The sequence below is a fragment of the Bacteroides hominis genome (assembly GCF_033042785.2).
In the GTDB taxonomy this organism is placed as follows: Bacteria; Bacteroidota; Bacteroidia; order Bacteroidales; family Bacteroidaceae; genus Bacteroides; species Bacteroides hominis.
The window spans coordinates 4,698,283-4,714,561 of record NZ_CP178829.1 but is presented as its reverse complement, the minus strand read 5'-3'; the positions used below and the strand labels follow the sequence as shown (position 1 = coordinate 4,714,561).

Sequence of the window (16,279 nt, the reverse complement as noted above, 5' to 3'; positions counted from 1 at the left end):
GATGATTAGCGATGTGACTGTTTCCATTTTCCCCAGCAAAAGCCGCCTACGCCTGCCGCGATAATAATCCAGATAGGAGAGAAGCCCAGTAACCAGATAAGCAGGGCAGAAACAACCGGAATCCAGATTGTATACCGGTTGACTTTGGCAGATTTCGCCATACTGAAAGTGGGTGCCGCAATCAGTGCGACCACTGCCGGGCGGATACCCTTGAAGATACGTTCTACGATGGGGTTATCTTTGAAGTTATGGAAAAACATGGCAATGGCCAGTATGATGATAAACGACGGGAGCACCGTTCCAAGGGCAGTTACAAGGCTCCCGCGTATACCGCGCAGTTTATATCCGATAAAGATGGAAATGTTTACCGCCAGGATGCCCGGTGCCGACTGGGATATGGCAAGCAGATCAACGAAGTCATCCTTGGAAATCCAGTTCCGTTTGGTTACGATTTCGTTTTCTATCAGAGGTACCATGGCATAGCCACCTCCGATAGTAAAGGCACCAATCTTGAAAAAGATGCCGAACGCTTCAAGATAAATATTCATTTGATATGTTACTCTTATTCTCTTTTTTCTTACTCTTGTGGGTCTTCTTCCTTATCCTCTTTGCCGCCCTCTTTAGAGTACTTGCTGGGACTCACATTGAAATGTTTCTTAAATACTTCACGGAAATACTTGACGTCACTGAATCCCGTCATCTCGGATATTTCGGTGATGGAGTGTTGTCCGGTCTTTAATAATGTTGCAGCCCGTTTCAGGCGGATCAGTCTGATATAATCTCCGGGAGCCTGATCGGTCAATGCCTTTAGCTTATTATAGAAGCTCGTGCGGCTCATATTCAAAAGGTTGCAGAGTACATCTACATTGAAGGCGGGATTGTCTATGTTTTCTTCGACACTCTTCTTGACCGTAGCAATGAATTTCCAGTCGAGATCTGTTGCACAATTGGGAGAGGCCTCTTCCTCTTCGCTGACTTCAAGGTTGGCATATTTGCTTTTCAGCAGTGCGCGGTTTGTCAGCAAGTTGGCAATGGTTGCTTTCAGAATGCCGATGTTGAACGGCTTGACTATGTATTCGTCTGCTCCTATTTTCAGTCCTTCCAGGATATTCTTCTCATCATTCAGCGCCGTAAGCAGGATGATGGGAATGTGTGACGTTTCAATGTCATTTTTTATGGCGGCGCAAAGTTCGTCTCCCCGCATTTCCGGCATCATGATATCCGAAATGATCAATTCCGGCATATACTCTTTTACGATAGTCAGTGCCTCTTTGCCATTGGAACAAGTTTGGATGGTGTAATTATCCGATAACGTGTGGGTGAGGTAATTACGCAATTCATCATTGTCTTCAACGATCAGTAAACGTTGCAGGTTCTGGTCATGCTGCTTTTTCGCCTTTTCGTAAATATCAGCGGGAGAAACAGGAGGTACTTGCTCCGTGCTGAGTTCGCGTGCGCGGGTAGCCAGATGTGCTTTATGGAAATGCTTGTTATCCTTCGGGAAAGTCACTTTGATAGACGAACCCTGATGTTCTACACTGTTAAGGTTGATTTTTCCTTTGTGCAGATGAACCAGTTTCCATACAAGCATCAGCCCGATGCCGCTTCCGGTCACTTTGGAGTTGATTGCGTTGCTTCCCCGGAAATGTATCTTGAATAGCTTCTTTTGTTCATTGGCAGGGATTCCGATACCAGTATCATTCACCTCAACGCTCCACGTATCGTTCGTTTCGGAAGCGTAAATGTGTACGCTGCCGTTTTCGGGAGTATATTTCAAGGCATTCGAGATGATGTTTTTCAGGATTGAATCCATCTTTTCTTTGTCGATCCATACATTCAGGTAACGGAAATTGCTTTCATAAGTGAAGTTGATGTGTTTCACGGTAGCGTATGGACGGAACGCATTGAAGGTCTCCGTCAGGTAAGTATTCAGTTCATATTCCGAAATATAAAGTTCCGACGAGTATACGTCTGCCCGTTCAAAGTTGATAAGATTAGTGGTGAGGCGCAACAGTGCATTCACGTTTCGTAAAGCCGTGTTCATGTTGCTGATACCGTCTTTGGTCAATGCTTCCCGTTCGCGTATCTCTTCGAGCGGAGCTTTGATCAGTGTCAGCGGAGTACGGATGTCATGTGCCGTATTGATAAAGAAGTGGATCTTTTCATCCGATATTTTCCTTTGTTTCCGGAGGATGATCATACGTAGGGCAATGATGGCTATCACCGCCAGTACGACGGCATAAATCAGCATAGCCCAAAAACTGAGCCAGATGGGTTGGGCAATACTGATTTCCATGGTACGCTCTTCAAGTACGACGCGTTTGTCTTCATTGGATACCGCACGGATGTGGAGGGTGTACTCACCCGGGCTCAAGTTCGTAAAGCGAATGATGTTTTCATTTCCGGGACGGCTCCATTGGTCGTAGAACCCCTCCAGTTTCCACGAGTATAAAATGTTCGACGGATAGTCGTAGTTGATAGACGATACTTTGAGTGAGAATATATTCTGGCTATAGCTCAGTTTCAACTCCTTGGTGTCATCAATATCCATATTTAGCGGAGAACTTTCTTCGCCGGGATAAACAGTCTGGTAGAAAATCTTCAGATCGCTGAGTACCATTTTGGAATAATACTTTCTGGGTATCTTCATCGTTCGGTTAAATTCGATGGCACCGTCGGAACTGCCGAATATAAAGTTGCCGTTTTTACGCAACGTGCCTGCTCCGGCATTGAAATGACTGGCCATCAATCCCTGATCCTTGGTCCAGTTATGGAACAGCTTCTCTGCCGGATAATAACTGGTCAGCCCGTTTTCGGTACTCATGACGATGTCTTCATCCGCATCCGAGAGGATTGCATATATATTGTTGGAAATCAATGCACAGTTATCTTTGTGGTAATGGGTGAAGCTTCTCTTTTCCGGATCGTATATCAATAGCCCCGAACCACTTGTCCCGATATATAAAAGTCCATTCTTTGCTTGGTACAGCGAATAAATATACATAGACTCTACCGGCAGGTCGATGCGTTGATACTTACCGGATTCTTTCTCGAGTAAATAAAGCCCGGTTGCCGTACCTATCCACATCTGTTTGCTGTCTTTTTCGATAATGGAGGTGATGGAGTTGAGTCTTGGGTACAGGCGGAGAGTTCTGTTTTTAAAGTTGATGCGCTTCAAGTTGTAATAACCTCCCGACCATATATCGCCATTGGCTGTTTTCATGATAGAACGGATATATTTGTCCGGCTGGATATTGATTCCATACAGTGAAGACGGAGTAACATACTCCACAGACAGGGTCCGTTTGTTTATCTGGTAAATCCCCGAACTATAGCCGGCAGCCCAGATGATCCCCGGTTCTACCTCACACACAGTAAGGAAGATATGATTCTTATTACGTTCGTCCTTTTCGAAGGAACTCATGAACGAATGCCATGTCCCGTTGGCGGAGTTGTAGTAACTGATTCCATTGTTGGTACCATACCATAAATCCCCGTCACTATCTTCAATGATTGAGTTTACTTGGTCATTGATTAGTGATTGTTTGTTGCCAATGGAATGCTTTATCCAGTTATAGCCCGAATAGCGGTTGTTGCGTACCGTGATGCCGATTGGATAGTTTGCAAGCCAGATGCGCTGTTCGTCATCCACATAAAAGTCGGGGATGTTGTTGCCGTTCATTTCGTTGTGTTGGTTGTAGTCGGCTACGATGTATGGAGTGGTCTGATAAGAGTTTACATTTATCTTATATACTCCTGCACCGTCTGTTGCAACAAGCAGTTCCTTATTGTTCAGTGGCTTTATGCGTGTGATGCTGACGTCTGTCAGGCTCATTCGGGGTTGGGTACTTCGTTTGGTGTTCATGTCATAGACATATATGCCGCGTTCGAAAGTACCGATGAATAATTTGCGTGAAGGGCGGTGGAAATAAAGTTCGTTGATCTGTATCGGGAGATTGTCCAGTTTGTCACACGGAAGCAGATGCAATGCCCGATTTTTTAGTTCGGCGTGATGAATGCCTTGTTCCGTACCGATAAAGAAATGTGTTTCGTCTATTTGTTCGATATCAGTGATATCTTCTTCAATTTCATTTCTGATCTGCAGGGTTTGCTGCGTATGGGTGTTGTATAGATAAAGATATTCATCGTTGCACAGCCAGATGTTGTTATTCTTGTCGATGAAGCTGTAGCTGATGGGAGCGGGGCGGTCTTTGACCACGTCTTCCGGTAGCTTGTAGACAAGTGTGAATTCATCCCGTAACGGGTCGTAACGGAACACCTTTCCTTTCTTTCCTATTTCCCATAAGGTATTTTCGTGGTCCAGATATAGCCAATTCAGGTTAAGCAGTGAATTCAGTTCTTCACCGTTATCCATCAATTTATATCGTTTGAACTCTTTGCCATCATATCTGTCCACACCTTCATGGGTAAGGAACCACATATATCCCTTTTTATCTTTTTGGATGTAATATACCCTCCGGTTGCTTAACCCATCCTCTACACCGATATATTTGTAGGTTTGTGCAGAGACCATAAGAGGCAATAAGAGCAGAAGAAAAAGAATTTTTTTCATACAAGCTGGAATCCTTTAATGATTATTCTTTCGGGGGGCGAATGATTTTACAAAATTAATAAAAAGAGTGGAGAAGTGCAAACTTTACGAAAGGATTTGTTACGGACGCTGAATGACGAAAAAGGGCGGACCTCACTTTGAGACCCGCCCTTCTTTATTGTTGCATATCCTGTTATTTAGTCTTTTCTTCGATCCACTTACGTGCATTTACGAAAGCTTCAATCCATGGAGTTACCTGATCGCTGTGTACGCGGTCGGCAGGATAATTGGCGTTTTGCCATGGGAAGATGGCACGCTCCAGGTGAGGCATCATTGCCAGATGGCGACCGTCTGTACTGGCCAAGGCAGCTATCGAATAATCGGAACCGTTCGGGTTGCCCGGATATTCGTCGTAGGAGTATTTGGCTACTACGTTGTATTGGTCTTCATCGTATGGCAGAGAGAATTTTCCTTCTCCGTGTGCTACCCAGATACCCAGTTTGCTGCCGCTCAGTGAGCCGAACATAACGCTGCGGTTGGTAGGGATAGTGACGCCGATGAAGGTCGATTCGAACTTATGTGATTCATTGTGCAGCATTTTTCCTTTCTTCTCGTGTTCCGGATTTACCAATCCCAGCTCCATCATCAACTGACAACCGTTGCAAATGCCCAATGACAGTGTGTCTTCACGTGCGTAGAACTTATCGAGCGCCTCTTTTGCTCTTGGATTGAACAAGAAACCTCCGGCCCATCCCTTGGCAGAACCCAATACATCTGAGTTAGAGAACCCTCCGCAGTAAACGATCATATTTACATCTTCCAGTGTTTCGCGTCCGCTGATAAGGTCGGTCATGGTGACATCCTTCACGTCGAAACCTGCCAGATAGAGCGAGTATGCCATTTCACGTTCGCCATTCGTACCTTTTTCACGGATGATGGCGGCACGTATACCGCTCGGAGTACGACGTTCCGGAGTGATGCCGTATTGAGACAGTTTGCCTTTGAAGCCCGGCATGAATGCGAATTCAAGCGGTTGCATCTTGTAGTTCTCAAAACGTTTCTTGGCGCATCCGTTCATTGACTGTTTGCGGTCGAGCAGGTAAGAAGAAGAATACCACACATCACGCATATAGTCTATACCGAATTGGTAAGTAGCACCGTCCTTGTTTACCAGAATATGACGTTCGTCCGTCGGTTTACCCAACTTGATGAAGCCTACGCCGGCATCTTCGAGGATTTTCTTCACTTCGTCTTTGTGCTTGTCGCTGATCTGGATAACGATACCCGGGTTTTCGGCAAACAGAATCTTCACGATATCCGTTTCCTTCATCTTGTCAAGTTCGATTTCCAGGCCACCTTCTACGTTGGCAAAGCACATTTCAAGCAGCGTAGTGATCAGACCACCTGCCGAAATGTCGTGTCCGGCAAGAATCAGTCCTTTGTTCACCAACTCCTGTACTGCCAGGAAAGCGTCGCGGAAGTATTCGGCATCCTGTACACAAGGCACTTCGTCACCTACCTTACCCAATGACTGCGCAAATGCCGAGCCGCCCAGTTTCAGGCTGTCGAAACTGAAGTCGATATGGTAGAGTGTAGTTTTGGCATTGTTGACAAGGACGGGAGAAACCACTTTCTTCACGTCCGAAACCTCACCGCCGGCTGATACGATTACCGTTCCCGGAGAAACTACTTTCTCTCCATTCGGATACTTCTGAGTCATAGACAAAGAATCCTTTCCGGTCGGAACATTGATCTGCAATGCACAGCAGAAATCGCTCAGTGCTTTAACGGCTGTATACAAACGGGCGTCTTCCCCTTCCTGAGAGCGGCAAGGCCACATCCAGTTGGCGGAAAGTGATACGCTGTCCAAACCTTCGGCCAGCGGAGCCCATACCAGGTTGGTCAGCGCTTCGGATACGGAAAGGATGGAACCTGCTGCCGGATCGGCCAGTGCGGCCTGCGGAGCATGTCCGATAGAAGTAGCGATACCTTTCTCGCCACGATAGTCGAGTGCAACGACACCACAGTCGCTCAAAGGCAACTGGATTTCTCCCTGGCACTGCTGGCGGGCTACTTTACCCGTAACCGAACGGTCCACCTTATTAGTCAGCCAGTCTTTACAAGCCACGGCTTCCAGCTGCAACACCCGGGTCAGATATTCGTGAAGTTTGGATGTTTCATATTCCGGCATTGTATAGTGACGTTCTACGGTCTTGTCTATCATGTAAGTTTTGGGAGAAGAACCGAACATCTGGTCTACGGCCAGGTCGAACGGACGGACGCCGTCGGCTTGCTGGAAAGCAAAACGATGATCTCCGGTCGTTTCACCTACCACGTACATCGGAGCGCGTTCACGTTCGGCAATTTGGCGTACGTGTTCGATGGCCTCTTCTTTAATAAGGAGTCCCATGCGTTCCTGGCTTTCGTTTGCTATAATTTCTTTGGCCGACAAAGTTTTGTCACCGATAGGCAGCTTACTCATGTCAATAAGCCCGCCGCACTCTTCCACCAGTTCGGAGAGGCAGTTTACGTGTCCGGCCGAACCGTGGTCATGGATAGATACTACCGGGTTTTCGTCCTCTTCGCAAAGGGCACGAACCACATTGTTGGCGCGTTTCTGCATTTCCGCATTGGCGCGCTGTACGGCATTCAGTTCGATACCGCTGCTGTAACGGCCTGTATCTACCGACGAAACCGAACCGCCGCCCAATCCGATACGGTAATTGTCACCGCCGATCACTACTACTTTGTTTCCGGCTTCCGGCTGTCCTTTCAGGCAGTCGCGTTGTGTGCCGTAACCTACGCCTCCGGCAAGCATGATTACTTTGTCGTAACCATAAGTTTCATTGTTTTCCGTATGTTCAAAAGTCAGTACCGAACCGCAGATCAATGGTTGGCCGAACTTGTTGCCAAAATCACTCGCTCCGTTGGAAGCTTTGATCAGGATCTGTTCCGGAGTCTGGTATAACCATTTGCGTACCGGCAGGATTTCTTCCCATTCGCGTCCTTCTTCCGTGCGTGGATAAGAAGTCATGTAGACGGCTGTTCCGGCAATCGGCCATGAACCTTTACCTCCGCCCATACGGTCGCGAATCTCTCCTCCTGTACCTGTCGATGCACCGTTGAAAGGTTCTACTGTGGTGGGGAAGTTATGGGTTTCCGCTTTCAGCGAAATGACGCTTTTGATATCTTTTATCCGGAAGAAATCGGGTTTGGAGTGGTCTGCCGGGGCAAACTGTTCAATTACCGGACCTTCGGCAAAAGCCACGTTGTCTTTGTAAGCTGAGATGATTTTGTTCGGATTCTCCTGAGTAGTCTTTTTAATCATCTGGAAGAGGGACGATTCCTGCTCTACGCCGTCGATGATAAATGTTCCGCCAAAGATTTTGTGACGGCAGTGTTCCGAGTTGATTTGTGCGAATCCGAAAACTTCCGAGTCAGTCAGGCGGCGTCCAAGATCCGATTCTACCTTTTTCAGGTAGTCCATTTCTTCTTTTGACAGGGCGAGACCTTCTTTTTCATTGTAGGCTTCCAGATCGTCGATATAGATAATGGCTTCCGGTTGGCGGTTGGTCGTGAATACGTTTTGGCCGAGACCTTTGTACATGCGTTGCAGCATTGGGTCATAGTCGGCATTTTCATCTTTTACAGGGAAATACTCCTCGATACGGCTGATACCTTCGAGTCCCATGTTCTGGGTGATTTCTACTGCGTTGGTACTCCATGGAGTAATCATCTCACGTCGTGGCCCAACAAAGCAGCCTTGCAGGTTTTCTTCACTTTCCGGCACGGCTTCACCAAAAAGCCAGCAGAGTTTGTTGTTGTCGTTCGCGTTAAGTTCGTGGTTGCTCTCTACGGCAATCACGCTCTTGGAAGGGGTTCTGAAAAAAAGAATCATGTGTGTATATACGATTTTGTTTTCTTTGCGTGCAAAGATAAGCAAATTCGTTGGTGGTGAGAAAGAAATGCAATAAAAAAACTTCAGCCTGCCGTGGAATGAGACAACGGGCAGGCTGAAGGCAAAAACTAATCTGATTTGTGATTCTGAAAGTTGCCGGCTTGAGGGCGAATTCTGCCAACAACTTTCGCGCAATCCTTAGAAAACCGATACTAATTTTTACTATTGAGATGAAGGATTAGTGTTCTCGGGGATCGATGTAGGGAATACGCATGTCGGGGTGATTATACCATTGAAGTTCTTGTGTGGCATTTTCCAACTCATATCCTCCGCTCTCCAACCAATTCTTAAAGAGTGGATAAACTTTCAGCAATTGATCTTTCTCTATTGCCCATCCCATTTCAACAGGTGCTTTCAGTGCCCATACAAAACCGTCTTTATTGCAATAATAGTTCTTTCCAGCCTCTTTCCGGTCAGCTTCATAACCTTTATATAATTCAGTCGGCTTGTATCCGACGAAGTGTATCTCACGTCCGTTCTGGGTGTTCTGGAGGAAATAGTCAAAGTCGTATGAGGAAGAGAAACTGTTAAATATATTGTTTGCTGTCTTCTGGTCTAATTGTAATTTGAAGGAGAAAACCAGGGTCGGTGTTTCCGCACTGGATGCGATCAATTTACCTGCTTGTGTGTTGTAGAATTGGTTTCCGTCCGGTCCCTTTAGGTTATCAAGTCCTGTCAAGGCGAATATGGGGTTTGAAGCATTTGCGAGAAACTCTACACCAATGCCTTTGGTAGCCGATTCAATGTTAAAATCTGTGATCTGCCCTCTGCTGAATGTAGGTGAATAGATAGGATTTCCCTGCATGTCCGTTGTTTTACCCGGCAACTGAATGCAGAAACGATAAGGCAGACTTCCTCCCATTGCACGTAGCTTCAGGCTGATGGTAATATCCAAATAGTTATTAGACCAACCGCCATTCATTCCCCAAGTCACTTGCGTCTGATAGTTTATCACGAAGTCGTTGAAATCATAGTCTCCCAATTCAGGCCACATGTCTTCAAACATAAGTGTACCATATTTATTTTTAGCGGGCTTATATATGTGTGTTGAATAATCACTTCCTTGTATTGGGGTTGCGCTATCCGGAAACAAGCAGTCGGCTTCCCAACGGTTCGCTAAACTTCGTGTGAGGTTTTTTGACTTGATGCTTATCTTTTGAGTTTCGTATCCCCCGTTGGTTACCGGATATTTGATCCAGATGGCATTATTGGCGCTCGGCACTTCCAAAGAAGTGTTCTTGTCTCCTTCCGGGATCGCAAGGTCTGCTATCTGTTCGGAACATGCTTCGTCCAGATAGATGGAAGCGGAAACGGCATGCGGCGCATTGGTCGCAAGGGTGACGGTGCGTGTTGTAGACCAGTCGAAACCATCCGGTATAACCAGGTCAGTGGTGTTTCCGGTGGGTGGTACCGAAAGGTCTTTGTCGTCGTCTACACAAGATGTCAAAAGACACATTAGTCCTGCTAATGTGTACATTGCGGTTTTCATTCTTTTCATAATTTTATTGTATATTCATGTAAGTTTGCTGTGTGTTCTGTTTGAATCCTGATACAAACTTATTGTATATATTGTCAAATCACGCAAAGAATGTGGCAAAAGTGGTTGAAATGTTCAACTTTTAAGGGTCTGATAGTCTATTCGTGCGAAGAGAATCAATAAAGAAAAACTTCAGCCTGCCACAGTCAAGGGGGGAATGACCGGACAGGCTGAAAAATAAATCAAACAAATACCTATTTGAATAATAGGATTAGGGTATGAAATGTTTGATGGCTTATTTTATTGCTTGAGATGAATCGAGATATTTGAACCAGTTTTCGTTGAAGTCCGGACTGTCCGGTGAGAGATTCGGATTAGTGATCCAGCTTCTGAACTTGCCGTAAACCTCCATGATATCTTTCTTTTCGCGTGGATGTGCAAGCTTAACAGGCACTTTGATACCCCACACGAAATTGTCGGTACTGCAATATTTGATGTCACTGCGCATATTGTTTCCGGCTTCACCGGCGTATGAATCGCTGTAGTAAGCAGTCGGTTCGTAACCTCTCAGGTGAATTTCACGTCCTCCGTTCTTTTCTTTCTGGAGGAAGAAGTTCTGATTTTCTGAGATTGCCGCCGCCCATAATGCCTTTGTTCTTTCTAAGCTGTTGAAACAGTTGATCTTTAATCTGTATTTAATCGTTACCAGGTCATTGGCTGCTATCTGATGGTCAGCTTCGGTATTATAGAATGTTCCGCCGTTATTCTGTTTCCGTAATTGATCGGTGCCGGTGAATATGAAGATAGCAGGAGCGTCTTCTCCGGGATTCTGAAGTTCCATCTTAACAAGGTCGTTCCCGTTTATTTCGATCACTTCGTCGATATATTTGGCAGATGTTTGGTCCAATTGCAGTCCCAGGCGATAAGGCAGATAGCCTCCCATTGCACGGAAAGTGATTTCAAATTCAATTCCGTCTGCCTCATAAGAATCTTTGCTTCCGTTGCCGCCGTCAAAGAAGATCGCTTGCGTGTGATAATAGATAACGAAATCGTTGAAATCATAATCTCCCATTTCGGGCCAGTTATCTTCCATCATCAGGGTTGCCGTTTCTCCTTTTGCGGGATACCATTGATATCTGTATGCACCCTCTCCTCCGTTTGTGTCAAATCCACTCACGTTTTCCGGCAGTTTGACTAAGGTCTCTGCACGTGTAGAAGCCGTATTGAGGGGGATGTTCATCATTTCTTTCCCTTTGCTTGTAGCATACTGTACGTATAATGCCCGGTCTGCCTTGGCTACATCCAGGCGGATGTTTTTGGCAACTTCGGATACAGGCAGTTCTGTCAGTAAACTTGCGTCGGTGCATGATTCGTCGGTATAAATCGCCACTCGTGTTGCCACGGGCGAAGTAATGGAGAGATTGACACTCCTTGTAGTGGTCCAGTCCGCGTCATCCGGTATGACCAGGTCTGTCGTTTTTTCCGGTTCTTTGGGTTGTGAGAGGTCTTTGTCATCCTCAACACATGCTGTTAAAGCAAGTGTTGCTCCCAGTAGGGTGTACATCATCCAATGCGTTGTTTTCATTATTTTTGTGATTAGGATTATTTACTTGTTCGTTTGTGACTGCAAATATACAATGAAAAGTTGTATATTATGTTACTTTATGTCTGATTTTTATATAAAATGTTGATTTTCTATGTGTATGTGTGGTTGGAATAGTCAACTTTTGGCAGAATAGAGGCTGCGTATAGACGAAACAGAGGCTCTATTCCGGGTGAATAGAGCCTCTGTCTGTATAAAATAGAGCTTTCGTTTATTCGCTGATAACCTTTCTGTATTCTGCCACTGCCATTTTCTCTGCCAGGTAAGCATTAATCAGGCTGGTATGTGCCTGTGTCCACGAAAGTTGTGCCGAGAGTACGTCGACCATATTTGCTTTTCCTTCGTTGTAGGAGAAGGTGATCAGGTCCAGGTTTTCTTCTGCCAGCTCTTTATTTTCTTTGGCTGTCTTCACCTGCTCTTCCGTTTCCTGCAGCTTGGTCAGTGCGGCAGCCAGTTCCTGGTTGATCTGGTCTACTACGTAGCTTTGCTGCAACTTCTGTATACCCGTGTAGGCTTTCTGTTGCCGGTTGGTCTTGAACCTGGCTCCCCAGCGTAGCACGGGGATATTTACGCTCATGCCTACGATGGGGGTAAACTTCACGTCATATCCCATGTTGGGAGAAGCGGTGGCCCATCCGCCGGTGACGTACATGCTTACTTGCGGATTGTACTGGCTCAGGGCTGCCTTGCGTTGCGCCTCGCTTTTCTGGATGTTGACTTCTGTGCTGGCAAAGTCGGCACGGCGTTGCAGTACATCGTCCAGTGGGAGCAAGGTGACAGGCGGACACACGACACCGATGGAGCAAAGGCTGTCTACGGGAGCGTTGGGTTCTTCTCCCATCAGGATATTGAGTTTCTGTAGAGCCAGTGTATAATTCTGGCGTGCGCTGATGTATTGAAGTTCGGCTTCCTTACGGCGTGTCGAAATCATCAGCAGGTCGGTGCGGCTGATAGCGCCGTCTTTAAAACGGTCTTGGATGATTTCATATTGTTTCTCTACGATTTCCTGATATTGTGCCGAAGCATTGAGCATGGCACGGGCTGAAGAGGCGTTCCAATAAAAGGCGTCACTCTGATAGTGAATCTGGTCGCGTGTCAGCTCTTCGCTCAGCTGATCGAGTTTTTCGTCAGCTTGGGCTATACGGTTCTGGGCTTGCAGGGCGCCGCCTGTATAGAGTGGCTGCGACACGACGAATACCCCTTGATAAGTGTGGTTGCGGTATTGTCCGGCCGGTCCGTCCCAGGAGTCCATCTCTTTCAGGTTCAGTGTTCCCTCGGCGGAGATGTCCACTTTGGGCAGGAATCCTGTAAAGGCTATTTTCCGCGCGTCCGTGCTTGCCATTGATTTCAGATGCTGCTGTTTCAGCACCTGGCTGTAAGCTTCCACACGGTCACGATATGCCTCACGGCTCAGATGCGGGGCTTGTGCCTGCACTTGTGTACAAAGTCCCAATGCAAACAGAAGTATAAGTTTATTCTTCATCATATACTTTTTAATTTTAGTTCATTTCTTTATCCCTTAATCCTGTGGATGGCGCAATAAGCTACCGGAAGCACAAACAGTGTCAGTGCCGACGCCACAAGCAGTCCGCCCATGATGGTAGCCGCCATTCCGCCGAACATGGCGTCGAACAGCAACGGAAGCATACCTAAGATCGTTGTACCCGAAGCCATGGCCACCGGTACGATACGGCTGACGGTTGCCTTTATCACGGCTTCGCGCGGATCGAGTCCCGATCGACTTTCGATGTCGATCTGGTCCACCAGTACAATGGCATTTTTGATGTTCATACCGATCAGTCCCAGCAAACCGAGGATGGCGAAGAAGTCGAACGACTTGCCTAACAGCAGCAATCCCAGTACGATACCGATAAATATCAGCGGCAGCATCAGCAAGATTACCGTCGGCTTGCGGTAGGTTTTAAACAGCAGCAGCAGGGTGGTGAACATCAGGAAGAAGGTCAGCGGCAGGTTTTTTGCCAGAGCTTCGTTCGATTCCACCTGGCTTTCCTGTTCGCCGAAGTATTTCAGGGTGTATCCTTCCGGAACCTTGATCTCTTTTTGCACCTGCGACCATATCTGGTTGAAGGCCGCGATGGCATTCACTCCCCTCCGGGGATCGCATTGCGCCATCATCACCATCTGGCGGTTGTAGTCCTTCACATTTGAGAAGCGATAGCGGAAGTCGAACTCCGACACTACCTGCTCCAGGCTGGTGGTTTCCGGCCCGTTGCCGAATACCGGTAATGTACGCAGGTCGTTGATGCGGAAGGAATCCGTCACACTGTTGCCTTTCAGCAGAATCGGCAGCACCTGGTCTCCTTCGCGGAATTCACCGAGAGTCATGCCGTTTGTCCCGATCTGGATGCTTTGAGCCATGCCTTGGCGGGAGACTCCCAGGGGTTGTGCCCGTTCCGGGCTGTAGATCGGTTTCCAGATGGGTATTTTATTTCCCCACGAGTTACGTATATTAATAAGGTCAGGGTTCCGGTGCATGATCTCCAGTGCCCGGTTGGTCAGTGCCACCAGCGTGTCCACATTGGGCCCGATGAAACCGATTTCGATGGCTGCATCCACAGCCGGCGACAGTTTGAAGAGGCTCGTACGGGTGATGGCGTTCGGAAAGTTGGCTTTCATGTAACCGTCGAACTGTTCTTCATACTCTTTGGTATACTTGCTGTCGTTCAGTTCCACCAATACATTGGCAAAGTTCGGCTTCGGCCCTACGGAGGTAGACGCCAGGTAGTAACGCAGCGGAGTGCTTCCGAAGGTGATCGATACTTTTTTCACTTCCGGCAGTTTTTGCAGATGGGCTTCCACTTTCTTCATCTCCCGGGCCACGTCGTTCACCCCATATCCGTCCGGATAAAACACGTCGGCGCGGAAGTAGGGCTTGTCCAGTGACGGGAAGAAGTTTTGCGGCATCATTCCCATCACCACCAGTGAGACGATGAAGAGCACGATCATCGACCCTAACGTCACAATTTTGCGCCGGATCAGGACGCTCAGTATCTTTTCGAATTTGTGGTAGAACGGTTTGTCGTACGGATCTTTGCCTGCATTTTTGGCCTTGGCCTTCAGGATAAAGTTTCCGAATACGGTGGTTTGTGTCAGTGCCAGCACCCAGCTCAATCCCAGTGAGATGGCCAGTACGACGAAAAGCGGCTTCACGATTTCCGCCACGGACGAAGGTGCCAGATAAAGCGGCAGGAACGAGCAGATGGCGATGAACGTGGCTCCCAGCAATCCCCATTGTGGTCCGGTGGCTCCGTCGATCAATGCTTTCCGGCGGTCCACTCCGCGGGCGATGGCTATCTGCGCATTGTCCGTCACCACGATGGCGTTGTCCACCAGCATACCCATGGCGATGATAAATCCCGCCAGTGACGTACGGTTGAGTCCTACACCCATGAAGGACATGATAAGCAGCGTACCTCCGATGGAGAAGACCAGTGAAGAGCCGATCAATACTCCGGCACGCATCCCCATCACCAGCATGATGATGACAATTACGATCAGGATCGACTCAATCAGGTTGATGATAAATCCGTTGTTCGCCTCTTTGGCTATGACGTTTTCAAGATAAAGGCTTTCCAGGTTCAGTCCCACAGGCATCAGTGGGAGGAGTTCGGCCAGTTTCTGGTCTACCATCTCACCCGTCAGCACCACGTCGCGTTGCGGGTCGGTAGATACGCCGATACCGATGGCACGTTTGCCATTGACACGCATGATGGTGCCCGGCGGGTCCATGTATCCTTTCTCTATGACGGCGATGTCACCCAGTTTTACCTGTCCGGCGCGGGTGGTGATTACCTGGTTCCGGATGTCGTCCACCGTGGTATACATACCGTTGGCTACTATGCGCAACTGTTGTTCGCCGGCGCTGATTTCTCCGGTGTTGATAATCTGGTTCTGCGATTGCAGCAGGCTTGCCAGCTGTTTGGGATCGATACCCATGCCTGCCAGCTTGTTCACCGAGACGAATATATTCACCACCTCGGTCTGTGTGCCGAACAGTGCGACTTTCATCACCCCGTCGGCAGTGACCACCTGTGTCTTGATACGTTCGGCCCAGTCCCTCATTTCTTCGTAGCTGAATCCGTCGTCGGCTGTCAGGCCGTAGTAGATACCGAATACGTCACCGAAGTCGTCCGATACTGTGGGTACCGAAGCTCCGCTTGGCAATTGGGGTTGTATGTTGAGCACTTTGCGCCGCAGTTCGTCCCATTTTTGGGGGATGGAGGAAGCCGGTAGCGAGGGGAGCAGTTCGAACGTGATTTTGGAAATGCCGTACATGGATTCGGACTTGATCTTGTATACTCCGCTCATGCTCTGTATCTCACGGGAGATGGGCTCGGTGATCAGCCGTTCCACTTCGGCGGGCTCGGCACCGGGATAGCGCGTCATGATGACGGCCGATTTGATGACAAAAGGAGCATCTTCCTTCTTACCCAGGCTGCTGAAAGAGGAGATACCTCCGATCAGCAATACAGCCAGAAAGAAGTAGATGACTTTGGTATTGTCTAATGAATATTTGGCTAAATTCATGATTGTATATGGTTTTGAGTGCACCACAGATTACACGGATTTTCACAGATTAATGATTTATATTATTGATAATAAGATTAAAAAATCTGTGTTAATCCGTGTAATCTGTGGTGAAATTAATTATTGCGTTGAGCGGGCACT

The 16,279-nt window shown here is 47.5% G+C and carries 7 protein-coding genes; all 7 read right to left on the bottom strand.

The window, feature by feature from the left end; translation table 11 throughout:
* Nucleotides 1-5: 5 nt before the first annotated feature.
* Nucleotides 6-548, bottom strand: a complete 543-nt coding sequence (locus R3O62_RS19890) for a chromate transporter (RefSeq protein WP_005807708.1) — start codon at nucleotides 546-548, stop codon at nucleotides 6-8.
* A 29-nt stretch (nucleotides 549-577) separates the two neighbouring features.
* Nucleotides 578-4,573 (bottom strand): hybrid sensor histidine kinase/response regulator, encoded by a 3,996-nt coding sequence (locus R3O62_RS19885; RefSeq protein WP_032540177.1) that lies wholly within the window; start codon nucleotides 4,571-4,573, stop codon nucleotides 578-580.
* A gap of 172 nt (nucleotides 4,574-4,745) precedes the next feature.
* The gene (purL, locus tag R3O62_RS19880; RefSeq protein ID WP_032540175.1) at nucleotides 4,746-8,450 is read right to left on the bottom strand and encodes a phosphoribosylformylglycinamidine synthase; all 3,705 of its coding nucleotides are present in this window, start codon (nucleotides 8,448-8,450) and stop codon (nucleotides 4,746-4,748) included.
* Between the two features lie 238 nt (nucleotides 8,451-8,688).
* Complete coding sequence (locus R3O62_RS19875; RefSeq protein ID WP_317472823.1) at nucleotides 8,689-10,008, bottom strand: LruC domain-containing protein; 1,320 nt, start codon at nucleotides 10,006-10,008, stop codon at nucleotides 8,689-8,691.
* A 274-nt stretch (nucleotides 10,009-10,282) separates the two neighbouring features.
* Nucleotides 10,283-11,572: an LruC domain-containing protein gene (locus R3O62_RS19870; protein ID WP_317472822.1), complete on the bottom strand. Its 1,290-nt coding sequence runs from the start codon at nucleotides 11,570-11,572 to the stop codon at nucleotides 10,283-10,285.
* A gap of 229 nt (nucleotides 11,573-11,801) precedes the next feature.
* Nucleotides 11,802-13,076 (bottom strand): TolC family protein, encoded by a 1,275-nt coding sequence (locus tag R3O62_RS19865; RefSeq protein ID WP_005780676.1) that lies wholly within the window; start codon nucleotides 13,074-13,076, stop codon nucleotides 11,802-11,804.
* A gap of 26 nt (nucleotides 13,077-13,102) precedes the next feature.
* On the bottom strand, nucleotides 13,103-16,138 hold the full coding sequence (locus R3O62_RS19860; protein ID WP_005807696.1) for an efflux RND transporter permease subunit: 3,036 nt from the start codon (nucleotides 16,136-16,138) through the stop codon (nucleotides 13,103-13,105).
* Nucleotides 16,139-16,279 lie beyond the last annotated feature (141 nt).

Coding starts and splice junctions, on each gene's coding strand:
- R3O62_RS19890 (WP_005807708.1), bottom strand. CDS start 548: ATGAATATTTATCTTGAAGCGTTCGGCATCTTTTTCAAGATTGGTGCC.
- R3O62_RS19885 (WP_032540177.1), bottom strand. CDS start 4,573: ATGAAAAAAATTCTTTTTCTTCTGCTCTTATTGCCTCTTATGGTCTCT.
- purL (WP_032540175.1), bottom strand. CDS start 8,450: ATGATTCTTTTTTTCAGAACCCCTTCCAAGAGCGTGATTGCCGTAGAG.
- R3O62_RS19875 (WP_317472823.1), bottom strand. CDS start 10,008: ATGAAAAGAATGAAAACCGCAATGTACACATTAGCAGGACTAATGTGT.
- R3O62_RS19870 (WP_317472822.1), bottom strand. CDS start 11,572: ATGAAAACAACGCATTGGATGATGTACACCCTACTGGGAGCAACACTT.
- R3O62_RS19865 (WP_005780676.1), bottom strand. CDS start 13,076: ATGATGAAGAATAAACTTATACTTCTGTTTGCATTGGGACTTTGTACA.
- R3O62_RS19860 (WP_005807696.1), bottom strand. CDS start 16,138: ATGAATTTAGCCAAATATTCATTAGACAATACCAAAGTCATCTACTTC.